The organism is Streptomyces montanisoli, from assembly GCF_017813245.1.
In the GTDB taxonomy this organism is placed as follows: domain Bacteria; phylum Actinomycetota; class Actinomycetes; order Streptomycetales; family Streptomycetaceae; genus Streptomyces; species Streptomyces montanisoli.
Map to the genome: position 1 here is coordinate 1 of NZ_JAGIQL010000012.1, position 18,739 is coordinate 18,739.

Here is an 18,739-nt window from a genome sequence, read left to right on the forward strand (position 1 = left end):
CGGGGGCCCCTGGCGGGGAGTCGGCTACCGCGACGCTCGGCGCGTGCCCGTCCGGTGGCGGCCTCGCGAGACACCGGCCGGTGGTGCTTGAGCACCGCGACACCCCTCCGCGCGGGGCGGGGGCCACCGAACCTGTCGCCGACGAAGAGCTGCCCTGCGAGGCGCCCTTCGACGTGCTGGTCGTCGGCGGCGGGACCAGCGGCGCCTCAGCGGCGCTCGCCGCCGCCGCGGAAGGCGCCCGCACCCTGCTCGTCGAGCACGGCCCCGGGCCCGGCGGCACCGGCACGTACGGCGGTGTGGCCAGCTACTGGTTCGGCCGCCGTGCCGCGCACGCGGCACGCGTCCAGGACGCCACCCGCCGCGCGCACCGTGAGCTCGGCCTGCGGCGCGGCGGTGTCGGCGCCTGGAACATCGAGGCCAAGTCCCTCGCCCTGCACGACGCGCTCACCCGGCGCGGCGTCGACGTCCGGTACGGCACCCGGGCGTTCGGGGTGCTCACCGACGGCGGCCGGGTGTGCGGCGCCGCCGTCGCGGGGCCCGGCGGGCGTGCGTACGCCGTGACCGCGGCCGTCGTCGTCGACGCGACAGGGGAGGCCGATCTCGCGGCGTGGGGCGGCGCGCCCGTCGTGCACGGTGCCGCGTCCACGCACACGCTGATGTGGTCGTCGCTGGCCCGGTTCGAGGCGCCGGGCACGGCCCGCAACAACTTCGGCGGGCTCGCCGACCTCACGGACGGCGTCGACGCCACCCGCGCGGTGCTCGCCGCCCGGCGGCGCAGCCCGGACCTGCACGACCACGGCGCGCAGCCCGTCACCCGCGAGGGCCGCCATCTCGTCGGGCAGACCGTGCTGACGCTCACCGACCAGCTGACGCAGCGCCGCTGGCCCGACGCCGTCGGCGTGCACTTCTCCAACCACGACCTCAAGGGCAAGGGCGAGGCGCTCTGGCCCCAACTCGGCCTGATCCCGCCGAACCTGGAGGCCGAGGTGCCCTACAGGGCGCTGCTCCCCCGGGGCCTCGACGGCCTGCTGGTCACCGGCAAGGCGCTGTCCGCCACGCACGACGCGCTGCCCGCGCTGCGCATGCAGGCCGACCTGGAGAACCTGGGGGCGGCCACGGGAATCGCCGCCGCACTGTGCGTCCGCGAGCGCACCACACCCCAGCGCCTGAACGTGCGCGCCCTGCGCAGGCGGCTGTTCGACGAGGGACTGCTGCCGCCGGCGGCCGCCCCGCGCGCGGCGACGGAGCCGGCGCCCGTCGGCGAGGCCCTGCGCGACCTCGCCGCGCATGTGCCGCTGCACCGCTACTCCGACATGGGGCGGCGCGAGGTCTTCCACGGCCGCGTCTCGTTCGTCGACCTGGCCCTCGACCCGCGCCCGTCCACCACGCGGGCGCTGCGGGACGCGCTGAGCGCGGCGGAAGGCCCACTGCGCCTCGTCATCGCACAGATCCTCGTCTGCCGCGGCGACACCACCGGCACCGAGGAACTGCTCGGGCACCTCACGACTGAGCTGTCGGGCGCCTCGCTGCCCGTGCGGGACGCCGGTATCCGCGAGGTGCAGCTCCCGCCCGACCAGTCGGCGATGCCCGGGGCCGTCTACCTCCTCAACACCCTGGCCCTGGCCCGCGATCCGAGGGCCGTGGCGCTGTGGGAGCGGGTGGAGCGGCTCCTGCGGATCGACGACGGCACGCTCCGCGACCCGGTCGCCGGCACCTTCTTCTGGGTCGAGGCGGTCGCCGCCGGGGCCGAGCGCCTCGGCGACCCGGCCGCGCTGCCCGTGTTGCGCGCCCTGCACCGGCGGCCGGCCCTGCACGCGCAGTGGCGGCACCGGGGTGTGGAGCCCGACGACTTCCAGGAGCGGCGCGCCATGCTCGAACTCGCGTTGGCGCGCGCCCGAGCGCAGTGCGGCGACGCGGAGGGCGTACGCACGCTCGTCGCCTATCTCGGCGACGTCAGGGCGCCGCTGGCCGCGCAGGCGCACACGCGGCTGCGGCTGCGGTTCGGCCTGGACGCCGGACAGGCGCCGGGCCGCGACGCACGCGCCTGGGAGCGGCTGCTCGCCGAGCGCGGCACGCCCGGCGCCTGCCCGCTGCCGTGGGAGCACGACCCGCACCGCGCGGACCTGCCGGAGGGGTTCGTGCCGGGGCGCCGGCAGGCGGAACGGGTGGGCAGCGCATGAGGGGCGATTCCCCGCTGCTCGCGGGTGTGGACATCGGCAGCACCCACTGCAAGGCGCTGCTGTGCGACGCGTCGGGCGCGGTCGTCGCCCGCGCGCAGCGCCGCACACCGCGCGGAGACGACGGGCACACCCATCCGGCGGGCGACCTGGTCGCGGCGGGGCTCGGCGTGCTCGCGGACTGCGTGCGGTCCGCGGGGCGCGTCCCGGACGCCGTCGGCCTGACGGGCATGGCGGAGGCGGGCGTCCCGCTCGACGCGGACGGGCAGCCGCTCGGTCCCGTGCAGGCCTGGTCCGACCCTGCCCCGGGGCCGTACGCACGGCAGCTGGGCAGGACGTTCGGGGCCGCCGCCCTGCACGGGCGCACGGGAGTGCTGCCGAGCGGGAAGGTGCCGCTCGCCAAGTGGTGTGCCATGGCCGGGCGTTCGGCGGCGGCGCTCGCGCGGATGCGGACCTGGGCCGGTGCCGTCGACCTCGTCGGCCACGCCCTGACCGGACGGGCCGGGACCGACGCGACGTTCGCGCAGCGGACGATGGCGTGGGACCCGTCCGGCCGGTGCTGGATCCCCGAGTTGCTCGCGGAGGCGGGCCTCGGCGCCGAGCGGATGCCCCTCGTGTGCCGGCCGGGCGAACCGGTCGGCCGGGTCACACCGCAGGGCGCGGCCGCGACCGGGCTGCGTGCCGGCACGCCGGTGGTCGTCGCGGGCCACGACCACCTGGTCGGTGCGTGGGCGGCCGGGGTGCGCGGCGCGGGCCGCGTCGCCGACTCGATGGGCACGGCGGAGGCGGTGCTCACCGTGTCGGGCGACGTGCCGGACGCGGTGGCCGCGGGGCGCGAGGGCATGTCGTGGGGCCGGCACGCCGACGGCGAGCACTGGATCACGCTGGCCGGCATGCAGGGCTCGGGCGCGCTCGTGGAGTGGTTCTGCGACCGCTTCCTCGGGCTCACGGGTGCGCCGGGGCCCGAGAGGTACGCGGCGTTCGCGCGGCTCGCCGAGTCGCTGCCCGCCGCGCCGACCGGGCTCGTCGTCGAGCCGTACCTGTTCGGCCGCAGCTCGCCGGCGCCGCTGCCCGAGGCGCGCCTCGCCGTGCACGGCGCGGGCCCGGAGCACGGCCTCGCGCACCTCGCGCGTGCCCTGCTGGAGGGCGCGGCCCACCACGCCCGGTGGATGACCGACACGCAGGCCGCGCTCACGGGCCTGGCGCCCTCGGCCGTCACGCTGCTCGGCGGATCGACACGCTCGCGGGCGTGGACGGCGCTGAAGGCGGCGGTCAGTCCCTGGCCCGTGCTGCTGTGCGCGGAGCCCGAGGCGCCGGGGCTCGGGGCGGCCGCCTGGGCGGGCGCCGCGCTGGGCCTCGACCCGGCGGACGTCGTCGCGCCCTGCGAGCCCCTTGTCCCCGATCCAGCCGTGGCGGACGCCCAACGCACGTTCCACGAGACGTCGTTCCTCCCGCACGTCACCGCGGCGCGCACGGCGCCCGCGCCAGGGACCACCGAACCGTCAATCCCGTACCGCAAGGAGAACCCTTCGTGACCACCCACCCCGCCGTCCTCACTGGCGGCTCGGCCGCCCCGGCGGCGCTCGCCCGTCCCAGCGGCACCTTCGCCATGGTCGCCGCCGACCAGCGCGACTCGCTGCGCACGATGATGGCGCAGCGCGAGGGCGTCCCCGGCAGCGACATTCCCGCCGCCCGGCTCACCGACTTCAAGCTGGCCGTCGCGCGGGCGCTCGGCCCGCACGCCTCCGCGCTGCTGATCGACCGCGACCACGGCTACCGGCGACTCGTGGACGAGAAGGTCCTGCCCGCGACCTGCGCGCCGATCCTCGCCGTCGACATCCTGGACCAGCGGCCCGGCGGCCCCGTCGAGGACACCGCCCTCGACGAGGCCACGGACCTCGCGGCGGTCGTCGCCGACGGGACACGCGGCCTGAAGCTGCTGGTGATCTGGCGGCGCGACGCCCACCGTGACCGCCGCGTCGCGCTGGCCGCGCGCTTCGTCGAGATGTGCCGGGACGCGGGGCTCGCGTCGGTGCTGGAGCCCGTCGCCCGCCCCACCGCGGACGAGGAGGCCGCGGGCACCTTCGCGCTCAACGACGCCATCGTCGAGGCCGCTCGCGAACTCGCGCCGCTGCGGCCTTCGTTGTACAAGTGCCAGGTGCCGGACGGCGGCGCGGGCACCGTCGCCGGGATCGCCGCGCAGGCGGAGCGCATCGACGCCGTCGTCGACGTGCCCTGGGTGGTTCTCTCGCAGGGGGTCGAGTCGGCCGACTTCCCGCGTGCCGTGGAGGCGGCCTGCCGGGCGGGCGCCTCCGGTTTCCTCGCGGGGCGCGCGCTGTGGACGGACGCCCTCAGCGGTGACCGCGACGCCACGCTGCGCGGGGCGAGCACCGACCGGCTGCGGCTGCTCGGCGAGATCGTCGACACGCACGGCCGCCCCTGGTGGGACGCGGCCGCCGCGAGCGAGCGGGTGACGGCGTGACGGCCGCGGGCGGCGGCACCGCTGCCGCGGGCCCCCGCGTGTGCGTGCTGCACACCGTCGCCGCGCTGCCGGCCGTCTTCGATCCGCTGCTGCGTGAACTCGCGCCCGGCGTCAGGCCCTACCACGTCGTCGACGAGAGCCTGCTCGCCGACACCGTCGCCCACGGCCCGCTTCCCCGCACCGCGGCGCGCCTGGCCGCGTACGTCACCCAGGCGGAGGCCGCGGGCGCGGACGCCGTCCTCGTCACGTGCTCGTCGATCGGCCCGGCCGCCGAGCAGGCGCGTCCGCTCGTGTCCATCCCGGTGCTGCGCGTCGACGAGCCCATGGCGGCCTCCGCGGTCTCCACGGGCGCCCGCATCGCGGTGCTCGCCACGCTCGAGTCGACGCTGGCGCCGACCGCCGACCTGATCAGGCGGCAGGCAGGAGCGCGGGAGATCACGCTCACCACGTCGGTGTGCCCGGGGAGTTACGCGGCCAAGGCCGCGGGTGACGCGCCGCGGCACGACACGCTGATCGCCGAGGAGGCGCTCCGGCTCGCGGCCGATCACGACGTGCTGGTGCTGGCCCAGGCGTCGATGGCCGGCGCGCTCGACCGGCTGCCGCAGGGCGCGCTCACCGTGCCGGTGCTCACCTCCACGCGCAGCGGCACCGCGCAACTGGCGGCCGTCAGGCCGGCCGCGGTCCGGCCGGTAGCCGACCGGCCAGGAGCCACCCGGCCGGTAGCCACCCATCGCCGGGAGCCGGACGAGTGATCGAACTCGGCTGCATCGCGGACGACTTCACGGGCGCCACGGACCTCGCCGGGAATCTCGTGGCCACGGGCCGCAGGACCGTCGTGACCGTGGGGCCTCCCCGCGGGCCGGTCACCGACGCCGACGCCGTGGTCGTCGCGCTCAAGACGCGCACGGTGGCGGCGGACCTGGCGGTGGCCGCGGCGCTCGACGCCCACCGCGCGCTGGCCCGTCTCGGCTGCACGCGGTACTGGTTCAAGTACTGCTCGACCTTCGACTCCACCCCGCTCGGCAACATCGGCCCGGTCATCGACGCCCTGCTCACGGCGACGGGTGCGCCCTGGACGATCGCCTGCCCGGCCTTCCCCGCCGCGGGCCGCACCGTCTACCAGGGCCATCTCTTCGTCGGCGACCGGCTGCTGGCCGAGAGCGGCATGCGCCACCACCCGCTCACGCCGATGACCGACTCGGACCTCATGCGGGTGCTCGGCGCGCAGACCGCCCATCCCGTGGGGCTGCTCCCCCACGCGATCCTGCGCGCCGGTGGGCGTGCGGTGAGCGACCACCTCGACCGGCTGACCGCACAGGGTGCCAGGATCGTCGTCACCGACGCCCTCGGGGACGAGGACCTGACGGCCGTCGAGCGGGCCACACACCACCTTCCGCTCGTCACCGGGGGTTCGGGACTGGCTCTCGCACTGCCCGCGCGGCGCGAGTCGGCCGCCACGGACATCGAGGTGGCGCCAGGTCCGACGGCAGTGCTGGCAGGCAGTGTGTCGGACGCGACGCTGGCGCAGACAGCGCACGCCCGCGCGCGCATGCCGCACCGCAAGCTCGACCCCGCGGCGGTGGTCGCGTCGCCCGACGCCGCGGTGGCCGACGTACTCGCCTGGGCGCGCACGCACCTCGACGCCGGCCGGAACGTGCTGATCCACAGCGCAGGCGACCGGGCCGAGGTGGACCGTGCCCAGGAGGCCTTCGGACGCGACCGCGTCGGCGAGGCCACCGAGCGAGCCCTTGCCCGGTGCGCGAGCGGACTCGCCGACGCGGGGGTGCGCCGGTTCGTCGTCGCGGGCGGTGAGACGTCGGGGGCGGTCGTCGACGCGCTCGCCGTGCGGACCCTGCGGATCGGCCCCGCCATCGCGGCCGGAGTCCCGTGGACGGCGGCACAGCGGCGGGGCACAACGCTCAACCTCGCCCTGAAGTCGGGGAACTTCGGCGAAAAGGACCTCTTCACACGAGCGGAGGACCACCTGTGACGGCGGCAGCACCGGGGCCCGGCACGGACCCCGCGGACGCGGCCGCGGCCCTGAGCGCCGCGGGCCGCAGGCTCGCGGCCCTCGGGCTGAGCCCCGGCAGCTCGGGCAACCTCAGCGTCCGCACGGCGACCGGCTTCCTCGCCACACCGACCGGCACGCCCCTCGCGGCCCTGACACCGGAAGGGCTCAGTGTCCTCGGCGCCGACGGGCGCCCGAGCTCGGGGCCGCCTCCGACAAAGGAGGTACCGCTGCACCTGGCCGTGTACGCACGGCTCCCGCACGTCCGTGCCGTCGTCCACCTGCACTCGCGGCACGCGGTCGCCGTGGCCTGCCTCGATCCGCGCGATCCGGCGGACGCGCTGCCGCCGCTCACCCCGTACGCGGTGCTGCGGCTCGGCCGGGTGCCGCTCCTGCCGTACGCGCCTCCGGGCAGCGCGCGGCTCGCCGAGGGGGCGGCGGGGCTGCCGCCCGGCGCCCGGGCGTTCCTCCTCGCCCACCACGGGCAGGTCGCCACCGGGACGCGTCTGGACGAGGCCGTCGACGCGGCCGTCGAGCTGGAGGAGAGCGCCGCGCTCCAGCTCCTCGTCGGCGAGCGACGCCCCGCGCGGCCGCTCACCGTCGAGCAGTGCGCCGAACTCACCACCGATATGGGGTAGGGAAAAAACCATGAGCGAGAGCCGCGCCTGGTGGCGCACCGCCGTCATCTACCAGATCTACGTGCGCAGTTTCGCCGACAGCGACGGTGACGGCGTCGGTGACCTGCCCGGCATCACGGCACGCCTCGACCATGTGGCCGCCCTCGGGGCGGACGCCGTGTGGATCACGCCGTTCTATCCGTCCCCCATGGTCGACGGCGGGTACGACGTCGCGGACTTCCGCGGTGTCGACCCGCGTTTCGGCGCCCTGGCGGACGCCGACGCGCTGCTCGCACGGGCGCACGAGCTCGGGCTGCGGGTCATCGTCGACATCGTCCCCAACCACACGTCCGACCAGCACGCCTGGTTCCGGGAGGCGCTCGCGGATCCGGCCGGGCCCGCGCGCGCCCGGTACGTCTTCCGCGACGGCCGGGACGGCGGCGCGGCCCCGCCCACGGACTGGCAGTCCGTGTTCGGCGGGCCGGCCTGGCGGCGGGTGGCCGACGGGCAGTGGTACCTCCACCTGTTCGCGCCCGAGCAGCCCGACCTGGACTGGTCGCACCCGGACGTCGTCGAGGACTTCCACGGCGTGCTGCGCTTCTGGCTGGAACGCGGCGTCGACGGGTTCCGGTTCGACGTGGCACACGGCATGGCGAAGGACCTCGCCGAGCCGCTGCGCGACCTGGGTCCCGGCCAGGTGCACCACAGAATCGTCGGCGACGGGTGGGCGGGACGGCACCCGTTCTGGGACCGCGAGGAGGTCCATGACATCCTGCGCGGTTTCCGGCACGTCACCGACGCGTACGAGCCGCCGCGCATGACCGTCGCCGAGTCCTGGGCGGCGCTGGACCGCCGCGCCCTGTACACCCGCCCCGACGAACTCCACCAGGCGTTCAACTTCGACTTCCTCGGCACGAGGTGGGAGGCCGGAGCGCTGCGCGCGACGATCGACCGGTCCATCGCGCTCGCCGCGGGTTCCGGCTCCGCGCCCACCTGGGTGCTGTCCAACCACGACGTGGTGCGCCACGCCTCCCGGCTGTGCCTGCCGGACGGCACGGACTCCGACGCGTGGCTGGCCGGCGGCGGGGCCCGCCCCGCGCTCGACCCCGCGGCCGTGCGCCGGCGTGCGCGGGCCGCCGCGCTGCTGCTGCTGGCGCTGCCGGGCGCCGCGTACCTCTACCAGGGCGAGGAGCTCGGGCTGCCCGAGGTCGCCGACCTGCCCGACTCCGTGCTCCAGGACCCGGTGCACGCACGCTCGGGCGGTGCCCGCAAGGGACGGGACGGCTGCCGCGTCCCGCTGCCCTGGTCCGCGTCGGGCCCGTCTCTCGGCTTCTCGGCGGGTCCCGGCTGGCTGCCGCAGCCGGACGCGTTCGCCGCCCTGTCCGTCGAGGCGCAGGACGGCAATCCGGAGTCCACGCTGACGCTGTACCGCGCGGCGCTGCGCCTGCGCCGTGCCCTGGCCGGCGGTGAGCGTCTCACCTGGGCTACGACCGCGGAGGAAGGGGTGCTCGACTTCGCTGTCGGGGGCCTGCGCTGCGTCCTCAACACCGGACCCGATCCTGTCGCGCTGCCCGACGCGACCGAGCCGCTGTTGCTGAGCGCGCCCGCACCGGACGGCCGCGCCCGGCTCGCCCCTGACGCGGCCGCCTGGCTGCCGGCACGCGGGACAGGCGCCTGACGGGGCCTTCCGGCGGGTGCCGCACGCCGAACGGGTGGCCGGTTGGCCCGTCCGGTGGGACGCGCTGACCACTGCTCAGTGGCGGGGGCCCACCGGGCGTGGACGGCGCTATGGTCCGGCGGCCCGCTGTCGCCCACCATGGGGAGGCCCCGATGCCGCTGCTCCTGACGCTGTTCGGCGCACTCGTCGGCGGCTCGCTGCGCTACGTGACGGAGAGGGGCCTGCAGACCCGCCTGCGACGGCCCACCCGCGGGGGCCCGTTCGCGCTGAACTTCCTCGGCTGCCTGCTCCTTGGCGCACTGTCGGGCTGGGCGTACCGGCAGGGCGCGGGCGGCGCGACGACGGCTCTCGGCGCGGCGATCACGCTGTTCAGCGTCTGCGGCTACGAGACCGCACGCGTCTTCCGCACGGGCCGGCGCGGGATGGCGCTGGCCGAGGCGGTGGCGGGCTGGTTCGTCGGCCTCATGGCGTCGGCGGCGGGAGTGTTCCTGGTGGTCAAGTGACTCGCGGCGCCCTCCGACGCGCGAGGTGGACGGTGATGTCGGCGGCGACCTCGACCGCCTTGGGCAGCACCCGCATGATCTCGCGGAACAGCCGCTCCCGCTCCGGGCCGGGCAGTTCGAGGTAGGCCGAGACGGTGGAGAGATGGCCGATGTAGTCGCGTGCGGTCATCGTCAGCCGCCGTTCGATCACCGACTGCCGGACGTCGGTGAACCAGACGGACCGTCGGAGTTCCGTTCCCGGCCACTGCATGTCCCGCTCGGGAGGCGTCCCGTCCGGCGACGGAACATCGTCGCTCTGCAGAAACGGCGCCCGCGCCGCGCGCACCGCTTCCGCCACGGCCGGGTCGGCGAGCCCGACCGGCCCGCCGAACGACGCGAACACCCCGCCGGGCTCCAGCAACGCCGCGACCCGTGGCCACCTGCCCTCCGGTTGCGTCCAGTGCAGCGACGCCGCCGCGTAGACCAGCCCGTAGCCGGTGTCCGTCCGCACCTCCTCGAACGCGGCTCGCACCGACTCGACGTTCGCCGGCACGTGTTTGCGCAGTTCGGCGAGCATGGCGCCATCCGGGTCCGTCGCGGTGACCCTGATACCCCGCCGAGCGAAGAGGCGGGTCGCCTTCCCGGTCCCCGCACCGATCTCGAGGGCGGTGGCCACGGGGCGGCCCGCGTAGGCCATCACCGTGTCGAAGAGCGCCTCGGGATACCCGGGGCGGAACCGCTCGTACGCCTCGGACACGGCACCGAAGCTCAGGGCGCGAGAGGACATGCCGGCATCCTGACACGAGCCGCGCCGCCGGCGCCGGGCCTTTTCGGGGCTCAGCCCGCCTTGGCGACGCCGCGCGCGATGGCGGTGCGCAGGGAGTCGCCCCAGACTGCGTCGGCGTCTGCGTCGGTGTCTGCCGCCCAGCAGACGTAGCCGTCGGGGCGGATGAGCAGGGCGGCGGCGCCCAGGTCGTCGGCGCAGGTGGCGCGGGCGAGGTCGATGCGCGGCGGGAGGCTGAGGTCGGGCGGGACCGTGCCGGTCAGATCGAGCAGGACGGCGTGCCCGGGCCGGAACAACGCCGACAGGCGGGTGGGGCCGGCCTCGGTCGCCAGGTCGGCGTCCGGCGCGCGTTCCCCGGTGAGCGGGTGGTCGCCGGGCAGGTCGTAGCGCAGTGACAGTCCGGACATCAGCCCCGCGAGATGGCGGTTGGTGTCGGGCAGTCGCAGGAGGTCGGTGACGATGTCGCGCAGGGCGGCCACGTCCTCGCCCGGGACCGGGTCGGCCAGGACGCGCTGTGCGGAGGTGTGGTGCAGGACCCGCGCCCCGGCCGGGTGCCGTTCGGTGTGGTAGCTGTCCAGGAGGCCGCTCGGTGCCAGGTCCTGGATGGTGGCGGCGAGTTTCCAGCCGAGGTTGAAGGCGTCCTGTATGCCGAGGTTGAGGCCCTGGCCGCCCAGCGGCAGGTGGATGTGCGCGGCGTCGCCGGCGAACAGCACGCGGCCCGCGCGGTAGTGCTCCAACTGGCGTGTGGCGTCGGAGAACCGGGAGGAGCTGTCGACGGCGGCGAGGGTGGTCCCCTGACCGTAGACGGCCTTGAGCGCGGCGCCGGCCTCCTCGTGCGAGACGGGGACATCGCGGTCGGCCTCCGGCTGGTCCGCGTGTCCGAAGGTGAATCGGTAGCGGTCACCTCCGAGCGGGACCAGCATGGTCCAGTAGCCGCCCGCCTGCCGGGTCAGGGTGCTGATGTGGCCCATGCGCCGTGGCACCGACGGCGTCACGGCGGACAGCCGGATGTCGGCCAGGGCCGCCTGCCTCGTTCCCGGCCTGCCGGGGAACGGAACGCCGAGCAGCCCACGGACCGTGCTGTGGCCGCCGTCGCACGCTACGAGGTAGCGCGCCCGCGCCCGGAGGCCGTCCGCCGTGACGAGTACGCCGTCGTCGCCCGACTCGACGGCCGAGACGGCAGTGCCGCGCACGACCCTCGCCCCGGCGGCGACCGCCCGCCCTTCGAGTACCTCCTCGATCCCCCACTGCGGGACCAGGAGCGGGAAGGGGTGCCTGGTGCGCCAGGGTGCGCAGTCCAGCGGCACCGGCAGGCCGGCGAAGTGCCCTCCCACGGGGTCGCGCGGCGCGGCCCGCACTAGCAGCGGCTCCAGGAGCCCGCGGAGCTCCAGCAGTTCGGCGGTGCGTGGCTGGATCGCGCCGCCCTTCACCTGCTCGATGCGCTCGGGCAGCTTCTCCAGCACCAGGGTCTCGACCCCGGCCAGGGACAGTTCGTACGCCAGCATCAGCCCGGTCGGGCCGGCGCCCGCGATGACGACTTCGGTCGTGGTCTCCGTCAGCGTTCCTGTCAGCACGGTCACTCCGCCTCATCTCTCGACTCGGAGCAAATGTATACCAGGTGCAGAATCAACCTCGTCGCAGGAATTTGCTAGGGTGGGTTACGTGGACGGCAAGCCAGGGCTGCGGGAGCGGAAGAAGCAGCGGACCCGCGAGGCCATTTCGGAGGCAGCGATCGCGCTCTTCCTCGAACAGGGCTTCAACCAGGTCTCGGTGGCCCAGGTGGCCGAGGCCGCCGAAGTGTCCAAACGCACGCTCTTCGCCTACTTCCCGGCGAAGGAGGACCTCGTCACGCACCGTCTCGCCGATCACGAGACCGAGATCGCCCGCGTGGTGCGGGCCCGGCCGCCGCGGTCCGCCCCGCTGCCCGCGGTGCGGGACCACTTCCTGCGCGGGCTGCGCGAGCGCGACCCGATCACCGGGCTGAACGACGTTCCCGAGGTGCGCAGGCTCCACCGGATGATCCTCGAGACACCCTCGCTGGTGGCCCGGATGCAGCGGTTCAAGGCGGGCGCCGAGAGCGCGCTCGCCCAGGCACTGCGCGAGACGGCGGACGCTCCCGAGCTCACCGCGCGCCTGGCCGCGGTCCAGATCGTCGCGGTCCACTGGGCGCTGGCCCAGGACAACGCCGCGCGGCTCGCGTACGGCGAGAAGGCCGACGCGCGCTGCGCCGGCGCCCTGGCCGACGCGCGGTTCGCGTTCGAACTCCTGGAGAACGGCTTGCGCGATCTCGGCGCGCCCCGGTGACGCGCTATCCGAGGAGCGCCTGGGTGATCTGGCGGGTGGTCTGGGCGACTACGCGGGCGTCGTCCGCGTAGTGCGTGAGGGCGTTGAGGCCGGTGCTCAAGGCCCAGCCGCGTCCTCGGGTCCACGTCGCCTCGTCCGTTGCGAGGGCGTCGCGGAACGCGGTACGGCAGGCGGGCGACATGAGGGTGAAGGCGATGGTCAGGTCGCAGGCGGGGTCTCCCGCGCCGAGGTTGCCGAAGTCGATGACCGCGCTGAGCCGTCCGCCGTCGGTCAGCAGGTTGCCCGTGTGCAGGTCGCCGTGGACCCACACGGGGTCGCGGCCCCACGGCGGCGCCGCGAGTGCCGCGTCCCACAGGTCCGTCATGGCCGGCGCGTCGAACACGCCCGCCGTCTCGGCGATGGCGGCACGGGTCGCCTCGTCGCGCTCGATCAGACCCGGCCCGCCGCCGGGGACGGGCACGGACCGCAGCGCACGCAGGAACCGTGCCATGGCGATGGCCGCGGGCCGGGAGTGGGAGAGCGCGTCGACGGTGGCGACCTCGCCGTCCAGCCAGCGGGCCACCGCCCAGGGCCACGGGTACCCGAAGCCGGGAGCGCCCACGGCGACCGGCGCGGGCACCGCCAGCGGCAGGTGAGGGGCCAGGCGGGGCAGCCACTCCATCTCCTTCGCGGCTTGCCCGACGGCCCCCCGATGGCACGGCAGGCGTACGGCCAGTCCGTCGCCCAGGCGGTGGATGACGTGGTCGGAGCCGGCCGGCTCGACGCGTGTCAGCGAAAGCCCCGCCCACTGCGGGAACTGCGCGTCGACGAGCCGCCTGACGAGGGCTGTGCCGATCTCGGGGCGGTCGTCGATGCCGGTCGGTGGGGTCAAGGGCGGCTCCTGCGACGTGCCCACCGCGACAGCGGGCGACCGGGCACATCACACGCGACGGGAGCGCTCGCTGTCCAGTGGATTGCGGCCCGTCCCTGGCCGGGCTGTCGAGCCGGGCCAGGGACGGGTGTGGTCAGGCGCCGCGTACGCGCCAGGCCAGCAGGCCGCCCGAGACGCCCGGCCGCAGCCGTACCGCGACCCGCAGGGCCGTGGTGCGCACCGTGTCGAACCGGGTCTCGTTGAAGGTGTCCTTCGCCACTCCGTAGGCGGACGCGCCGGTCACGGGGCGGAAGGTGCCGGAGCCGTCCAGGTACTCGACGGACCATCCGGCCGGGACCCGGCAGGCGCCGTGGCCCGTGTCGTCGTACCAGTAGACCGAGACGCCGCTCGCCCTGATCGGCTCGTCCCAGGTGTAGGCCACCCACTCGTCCGTGCCCGTGTGGTCCCACCAGGTGAAGCGCGGCAGCTCCTGGTCGTACGAGTCGGTGGGTTCGGCGGGGCCGTTGAGTACCAGCGCCTGGGGGTCGTCGACCCCGCTGAAGGACGCGGTGCAGGAGGCCCAGGGTGTGGCGGCCCTCCCGGTGCCGACGGTGGGGAACGACGTGAGGCGCAGCCGTGCCGCCGCCGACGGGACGAGGGTGAGGACCTCGGTGCGCTCGCCCGTGCGCACGGGGCTGGGCTGCAGCGGCGTGACCACGTCCTGGTCGTCGGCCTTCCAGGTGGGCACGCGGCGGCCCCTGGCGCGCAGGCGGACGGGCGTGGTGGCCGCCGTGAACGGGTTGGCGGCCGAGGCGCGGGTGCGCTCCACGTGGAACGAGCGCTCCGGGTGGGCCGCGTCGACGTCGAGGGCGTAGTTCCACGCGGAACCCGGCCGCACCTCGTACTCGGGCCAGTCGTCCGTGCCGGCGAACCGCGACCACTGCTCGTCGATGCGCAGCGAGTAGGTGAGCGGCCCGCGGTCGACGGAGACGGAGTCGCGGTTGTCGCGCCAGGTGCGCACGCGGACGTCCATCGGCAGGCGCAGTTCGACGCGGTCGCGGTGGTGCCAGTCGCGTTCGACGACGAGGTACCCGCCGCTCCTCCTGGCGTGCGTGCCGCGGCCGTTGACCTTCAGCGACGGTGCGGAGCACCAGCCGGGCACCCGCAGGTACAGCGGGAAGCGGACGCTCCTCGGCGAGGACAGGGTGATCGAGACGGTCTCGTCGAAGGGGTAGTCGGTGTGCTCGGTGAGCGTCACCGAGACGCCGCCGGCGACCTTGGCCGTGACGGTGGACTCGCCGTAAAGGGAGGCGCACAGCCCGCCGTCCTGGCTCGCGAGCCACATCTCCTCGGCGTAGTACGGCCACCCCATGCCGTAGTTGTGCGGGCAGCAGCGGTACTGGTGGATGCCCGGCATGAACGCCTGCATCGCGAAGCCGTTGTCGAACTGCCCGTGCGACTTGGGCACGTTGTCGAGCTGGATGCTGTTGGCGGCCGTGATGTAGTGCGTGCCCTTCTGCTCGGGGTCGAACGCGGCGGGCAGCATGTTGACCGCGAGCTCCTCGCAGCGGTCCGCCCAGACCGAGTCGCCGGTGATGCGGGTGAGCATCTGGTGGCTGTGCATGTACTCGACGATGCCGCAGGTCTCGAAGCCCTGGCGCGGGTCGTGGTAGCCGCTGCGGGCGTTCTCGTCCGCCGCGAAACCACCGCCGGCGAACTGCCCGTACCTGCCCATCACCGTGTCGTACACCCGGTGGGTGGCGGCCTCGAAGGACGGGTCGCCGGCGAGCACACCGTACTGCGCGGGTTCGCGGAAGCCCTGGGCGAGGTTGACGTTGTGCCAGGTGGGGATGGTGTGCGTGTAGTCGGCGCCGTTGGTGTGCATGTCGTGCACGAGGTCGAGCAGCCAGCTGTCTCCGGTGCGGTTGTACAGCCAGTAGGCGGTGTCGATGGTGTCACCGCACCTGGCCGAACCCCAGCCCTGTGAGAACAGCGTCGGCGGCTGCTTGTGCAGGAAGGTGAGCCAGCGGGTCAGGGCGGGCACGACACGCTCGTCGCCGCTGTACTCCTGCCAGGTGCGCAGCGCGTCGAGCACGGGCATGTGCGGCCAGAAGTCCACTCCGCCGTTGAGCGCGGTGCGTACGGACGTGGGTCCGAAGAAGCCGTCGGGCTGCTGTGTCGCCAGGATGCGGTCGATCCACGTCTTGGTGAGTTCCAGGGTGGCGGCGTGGCCGGTGACATAGCCGAGGTCGCCGAACCCGCGTAGCCAGTAGGGAAGTTCCTCCCAGCCGGGCTTGTCGGGGACGGACCATCCGCTGGTGGTGAGGCCGAGGTAGTCGGAGACGTCGGGCATGCGCCCGTTGAGGCCCTTGATCTGGAGGTCGAGCTGGGCGCGCAGCCACCCCTTGGGTGTGATGCTGCCGGGTGGCAGCCTGAGGAACGGCTCGCGGGTCAGCGGCGCCTTGTTGGCGACGTACTGGGGCCCGGCGCCGTCCTTCCGTGTGTGTACGGGGCCGGCCGGGGTGGCCGCGGAGGCGGCGGGCAGGTGGACGGATCCGGCGAGCGCGGCACCCGACGCGACGGCGGCGGTACGGTTCAGGAACGAGCGTCTTTCCACGGTGTGTCCTTCCTCGCTGCGCGGGCGGCACGGCGTCTCCGCGTCTGCGCGCACGGTGTTCGGTCATGTTTGGTCACGATCGGTCACGTTCGCGAAGGCGCGGGCGGGCCTCGGTGCGTGCCGGCCCGCGCCCGGGCCCCGCCCGCGATCAGGTGGCGGGCGGGGCTGCCGGTTACGGCGTCAGGAGCGCAGGCTCAGCAGCGCGAACACACCGCCGATGACGGGGCGCGCCTTGAAGCCGCCGCTCGGCCTGTCGTCGATCGTGTCGTACCAGTCGCTGAAGGGCACGCGGCTCGGTGTGCTGTGCGCGAAGTCGTACAGCGAGTCGATCAGGTAGTCGCGGACCGGGTGGTCGTGCAGCCAGGCGGCGGTCCACATCTCCCAGTCGCCCTTGGTGTAGGAGTGGCGGATGTCCAGCGGGATGCCGTACTGGTTGGCCCGGCTCAGGTACCAGTCGCCCTCGGCCTTGGCGACCTCGCGCGGGATGAGGTTCAGCTTGAGCAGCTGGTCGGGGTAGCCGTTGTACTTCAGGCTCCATGTGCCCGGCTGGTCGTAGGCCAGCTTGAGGTGGCCCGCGTCGCCGTCCTGGGCTTTGTCGACCCACTGCGCGATGTAGCTCTTGGCCGTGGAGAGGTAGCTCGCGGCGTCGGCGGTGTTGCCGGCGGCCTTGGCGATCTTGCTCATGGCGCCGATGGCGATGATGCCCTTGAGCGCGAGGTTGACGCTGTGCCCGATGAACCCGGTGAAGTCGTCCGTCTGGTTCTGGTAGGCGGGGTCGAGCGCGTTGGCCACCAGGTAGTCGGCCCACTTCTTGAGGATCGTGTAGTGGCCGGTGGCGAACGTCCTGGCGTTCCCCGCGGAGGTGCGGTCCAGGTAGGCGGCGGACATGATGATGGCGTTCGCCGACTCCTCGACCGGCATGTCCTCCTCGTTGCCGTCGTTGTGCCCGCTGGCGTCGGGGTAGTGGCTGCCCAGGTCGTGCTCGGCGAAGTCCTTTGGCCAGCCGCCGTTCTCGGCGTAGTCGAGCATCGGCGCGAGCAGCAGGCCGAGGTACTCCGGGTCGGTGACGAGGAAGGCCGGGACGCCGGGGTAGGTCACGTCGAGCGTCGACATGTTGCCGTCGGAGGAGATCTCCTTGAGGAACGCCCACGGCTTGCCGTTGCGGCTGACGAGCTCCGTGCCCGCGTACGCCTGGCGCAGTGCCAGCGCGCACAGCGCCGCGTAGCGCGCCCCGCCCGCGGCGGTCGCCTCGCGCCTGATACGCCGGTCGAGGGAGGCCGTGCGGTGCTCGGCGCCCGGCAGGTCGGCGTGGAAGTCGGAGACCATCGACTGCCAGGTGTCCCAGTGCGATCGCCACAGCGGGGGGAGGCGGTCGCCGAGGTACGCGACGGCGGGCTCGCGTACGTGGCCGATGGAGAGCACGGCGCTCTCCTTGCGGGACGCGACCGTGCCGAGGTCGAAGTGGTAGGCGAAGACGGGCCAGTGGTCGTTGATGGCCCGGGGCTGGTCACTGTCCGAGGTGCCGGCCAGCTTGCCGTCCTTGAGTGCGGCGGGGCGCACGGTGGTGTCGGGGCCGATCTGCCAGGTCAGTCCGGGACGGTCGGTGGCGCTGAACACCACGCTGCCCCAGGTGGCCATGTCGTTCTTCTCGCCGATGACGGTGGGGTCGGCGGGCGTGCATGACATCGTTGTCACCGATGCTCCGCCGGCACCGTTCACCTTCTCCTGCTTCCACCCGATCTTCGTGCCGGCGTCGCCGCTCGCCCACTCCCCCGAGATGTCGAAGTACAGGCCGACCTTGTGCCGGTGCCCGTCGGTGGAGCGGACGTCGGCCGTGATGTACGACAGCGGCACGGACTGCCTGCGCAGGTCGCCGGGCTCGACCGGGGACAGGAAGGTGAGGGTCAGCTCGACGCCGCCGCCGGTCAGGACGTAGACGGACCGGGTAGCCGTCACCGTCAGGGACTTCTGCACCATGCCGCGCGGTGCGGGGCTGTCGACGGCGGGATCGCCGAGGAAGAGGAAGTTGTCCCCGTCCACCGTCGCGTAGCCCACCATGGCCGTGGTGCGGCCCGTCCAGAAGCCGGGCCAGGTGCCCGCCAGGTTGTCGTCGGCGCTCCACGTGCTCAGGTACGGCGACCGCACGGCCAGTGGCACGGCCGGGGGCCTGACCGGATCGAAGGCGGGGAGTGCGGGCGTGCCCCTCCTCGCGGCAGCCGCGGCGGGGGCGCCCTTCGGGGTCGCCGCGAGCGCGCTCTGGGGAAGCAGCGCCGCGCCGGCCGCGCCGAGGCCGGCCGCCCCCGTCCAGCGCATCAGGCCGCGGCGGCTGAGGCCCTCGCCGTTCGCGGGTGTGCCGTCGTCCTGGGCGGAGTCGGCGGGTTCGGCGGGGTCGTGACGGAGCGACATCTTTTCCTCCACTTGTCCTGGGCCGGGGGGCCGGGCGTGCCGTGCCCGGCCGCCGGGCCTGTCCAGGCGGCCGCAGCAGGGGGCGGCGCGCCTGAGGTGGTACGGCGGTGGTGCGGCTGTGGTGCGACGGTGGTACGACGCCCGCTCGTGGTGGGGGCAGGAGCGGTGGGCGCTGCGGAGCCTGCCGGGGCGCGCAGGGGGAGAATGGCGTTGATCGCCATATGCCCCGTTGCGCCCCGGCGTCGGTACAACGTTGGAAAACGATGGGGCAGCCAGCATGAGAGCACGGTGCGTCGGCCAGTGTCCAGAGGTGCGGCACCGGCGACTACCCCGT

General features: G+C 74.5%; 14 protein-coding genes. 9 read left to right on the top strand and 5 right to left on the bottom strand.

The annotated features are described in order from the left end of the window. The 8 genes from JFN87_RS05105 to JFN87_RS05140 all read left to right on the top strand — a co-directional run. The coding region (locus JFN87_RS05105; protein WP_209338668.1) for an FAD-dependent oxidoreductase at positions 1-2,180 on the top strand (2,180 nt) is incomplete at its 5' end. Then, positions 2,177-3,712 (top strand): FGGY-family carbohydrate kinase, encoded by a 1,536-nt coding sequence (locus JFN87_RS05110; RefSeq protein WP_209338669.1) that lies wholly within the window; start codon positions 2,177-2,179, stop codon positions 3,710-3,712. The genes JFN87_RS05105 and JFN87_RS05110, both read left to right, overlap by 4 nt. After that, a complete protein-coding gene (locus tag JFN87_RS05115; RefSeq protein WP_209338670.1) occupies positions 3,709-4,659 on the top strand; it encodes a hypothetical protein in 951 nt (316 codons plus the stop codon). Before JFN87_RS05110 ends, JFN87_RS05115 begins: the two co-directional genes overlap by 4 nt. Next, positions 4,656-5,411 carry an aspartate/glutamate racemase family protein gene (locus JFN87_RS05120; protein ID WP_209338671.1) on the top strand — a complete coding sequence of 252 codons (756 nt, stop codon included), beginning with the start codon at positions 4,656-4,658 and terminating at the stop codon, positions 5,409-5,411. Before JFN87_RS05115 ends, JFN87_RS05120 begins: the two co-directional genes overlap by 4 nt. Further along, entirely contained in the window at positions 5,408-6,649 is a 1,242-nt protein-coding gene (gene otnK / locus JFN87_RS05125) for a 3-oxo-tetronate kinase (RefSeq protein WP_209338672.1), read from the top strand. The genes JFN87_RS05120 and otnK overlap by 4 nt, the downstream gene beginning before the upstream one ends. Further along, complete coding sequence (locus tag JFN87_RS05130) at positions 6,646-7,305, top strand: class II aldolase/adducin family protein (protein ID WP_209338673.1); 660 nt, start codon at positions 6,646-6,648, stop codon at positions 7,303-7,305. The genes otnK and JFN87_RS05130 overlap by 4 nt, the downstream gene beginning before the upstream one ends. A 10-nt stretch (positions 7,306-7,315) precedes the next feature. Continuing rightward, positions 7,316-8,962, top strand: a complete 1,647-nt coding sequence (locus tag JFN87_RS05135) for an alpha-amylase family glycosyl hydrolase (RefSeq protein WP_209338674.1) — start codon at positions 7,316-7,318, stop codon at positions 8,960-8,962. Positions 8,963-9,114: 152 nt separating this feature from the next. Then, a complete protein-coding gene (locus JFN87_RS05140) occupies positions 9,115-9,465 on the top strand; it encodes a CrcB family protein (protein ID WP_209338675.1) in 351 nt (116 codons plus the stop codon). Here the strand turns inward: JFN87_RS05140 and JFN87_RS05145 are convergent. Together JFN87_RS05145 and JFN87_RS05150 are read right to left on the bottom strand one after the other, a co-directional pair. Continuing rightward, positions 9,458-10,231 (bottom strand): class I SAM-dependent methyltransferase, encoded by a 774-nt coding sequence (locus tag JFN87_RS05145; RefSeq protein ID WP_209338676.1) that lies wholly within the window; start codon positions 10,229-10,231, stop codon positions 9,458-9,460. The two genes, JFN87_RS05140 and JFN87_RS05145, sit on opposite strands and share 8 nt — an antisense overlap. A 50-nt stretch (positions 10,232-10,281) precedes the next feature. Continuing rightward, on the bottom strand, positions 10,282-11,808 hold the full coding sequence (locus JFN87_RS05150) for an FAD-dependent monooxygenase (protein ID WP_307865310.1): 1,527 nt from the start codon (positions 11,806-11,808) through the stop codon (positions 10,282-10,284). Positions 11,809-11,890: 82 nt separating this feature from the next. Here JFN87_RS05150 and JFN87_RS05155 point away from each other — a divergent pair, with 82 nt between their 5' ends. Beyond that, positions 11,891-12,532, top strand: coding sequence for a TetR/AcrR family transcriptional regulator (locus JFN87_RS05155; protein WP_209338677.1), 642 nt, complete (start codon positions 11,891-11,893; stop codon positions 12,530-12,532). Positions 12,533-12,536: 4 nt separating this feature from the next. On the opposite strand, the gene JFN87_RS05160 is transcribed toward JFN87_RS05155, so the two are convergent. From JFN87_RS05160 to JFN87_RS05170, 3 genes are all read right to left on the bottom strand, one after another. Next, positions 12,537-13,403: an aminoglycoside phosphotransferase family protein gene (locus JFN87_RS05160; RefSeq protein WP_209338678.1), complete on the bottom strand. Its 867-nt coding sequence runs from the start codon at positions 13,401-13,403 to the stop codon at positions 12,537-12,539. Between the two features lie 133 nt (positions 13,404-13,536). Then, entirely contained in the window at positions 13,537-15,999 is a 2,463-nt protein-coding gene (locus JFN87_RS05165; RefSeq protein ID WP_209338679.1) for a beta-L-arabinofuranosidase domain-containing protein, read from the bottom strand. A 180-nt stretch (positions 16,000-16,179) separates the two neighbouring features. Next, positions 16,180-18,405, bottom strand: coding sequence for a glutaminase family protein (locus tag JFN87_RS05170; RefSeq protein WP_209338680.1), 2,226 nt, complete (start codon positions 18,403-18,405; stop codon positions 16,180-16,182). Between the last annotated feature and the right edge of the window lie 334 nt (positions 18,406-18,739).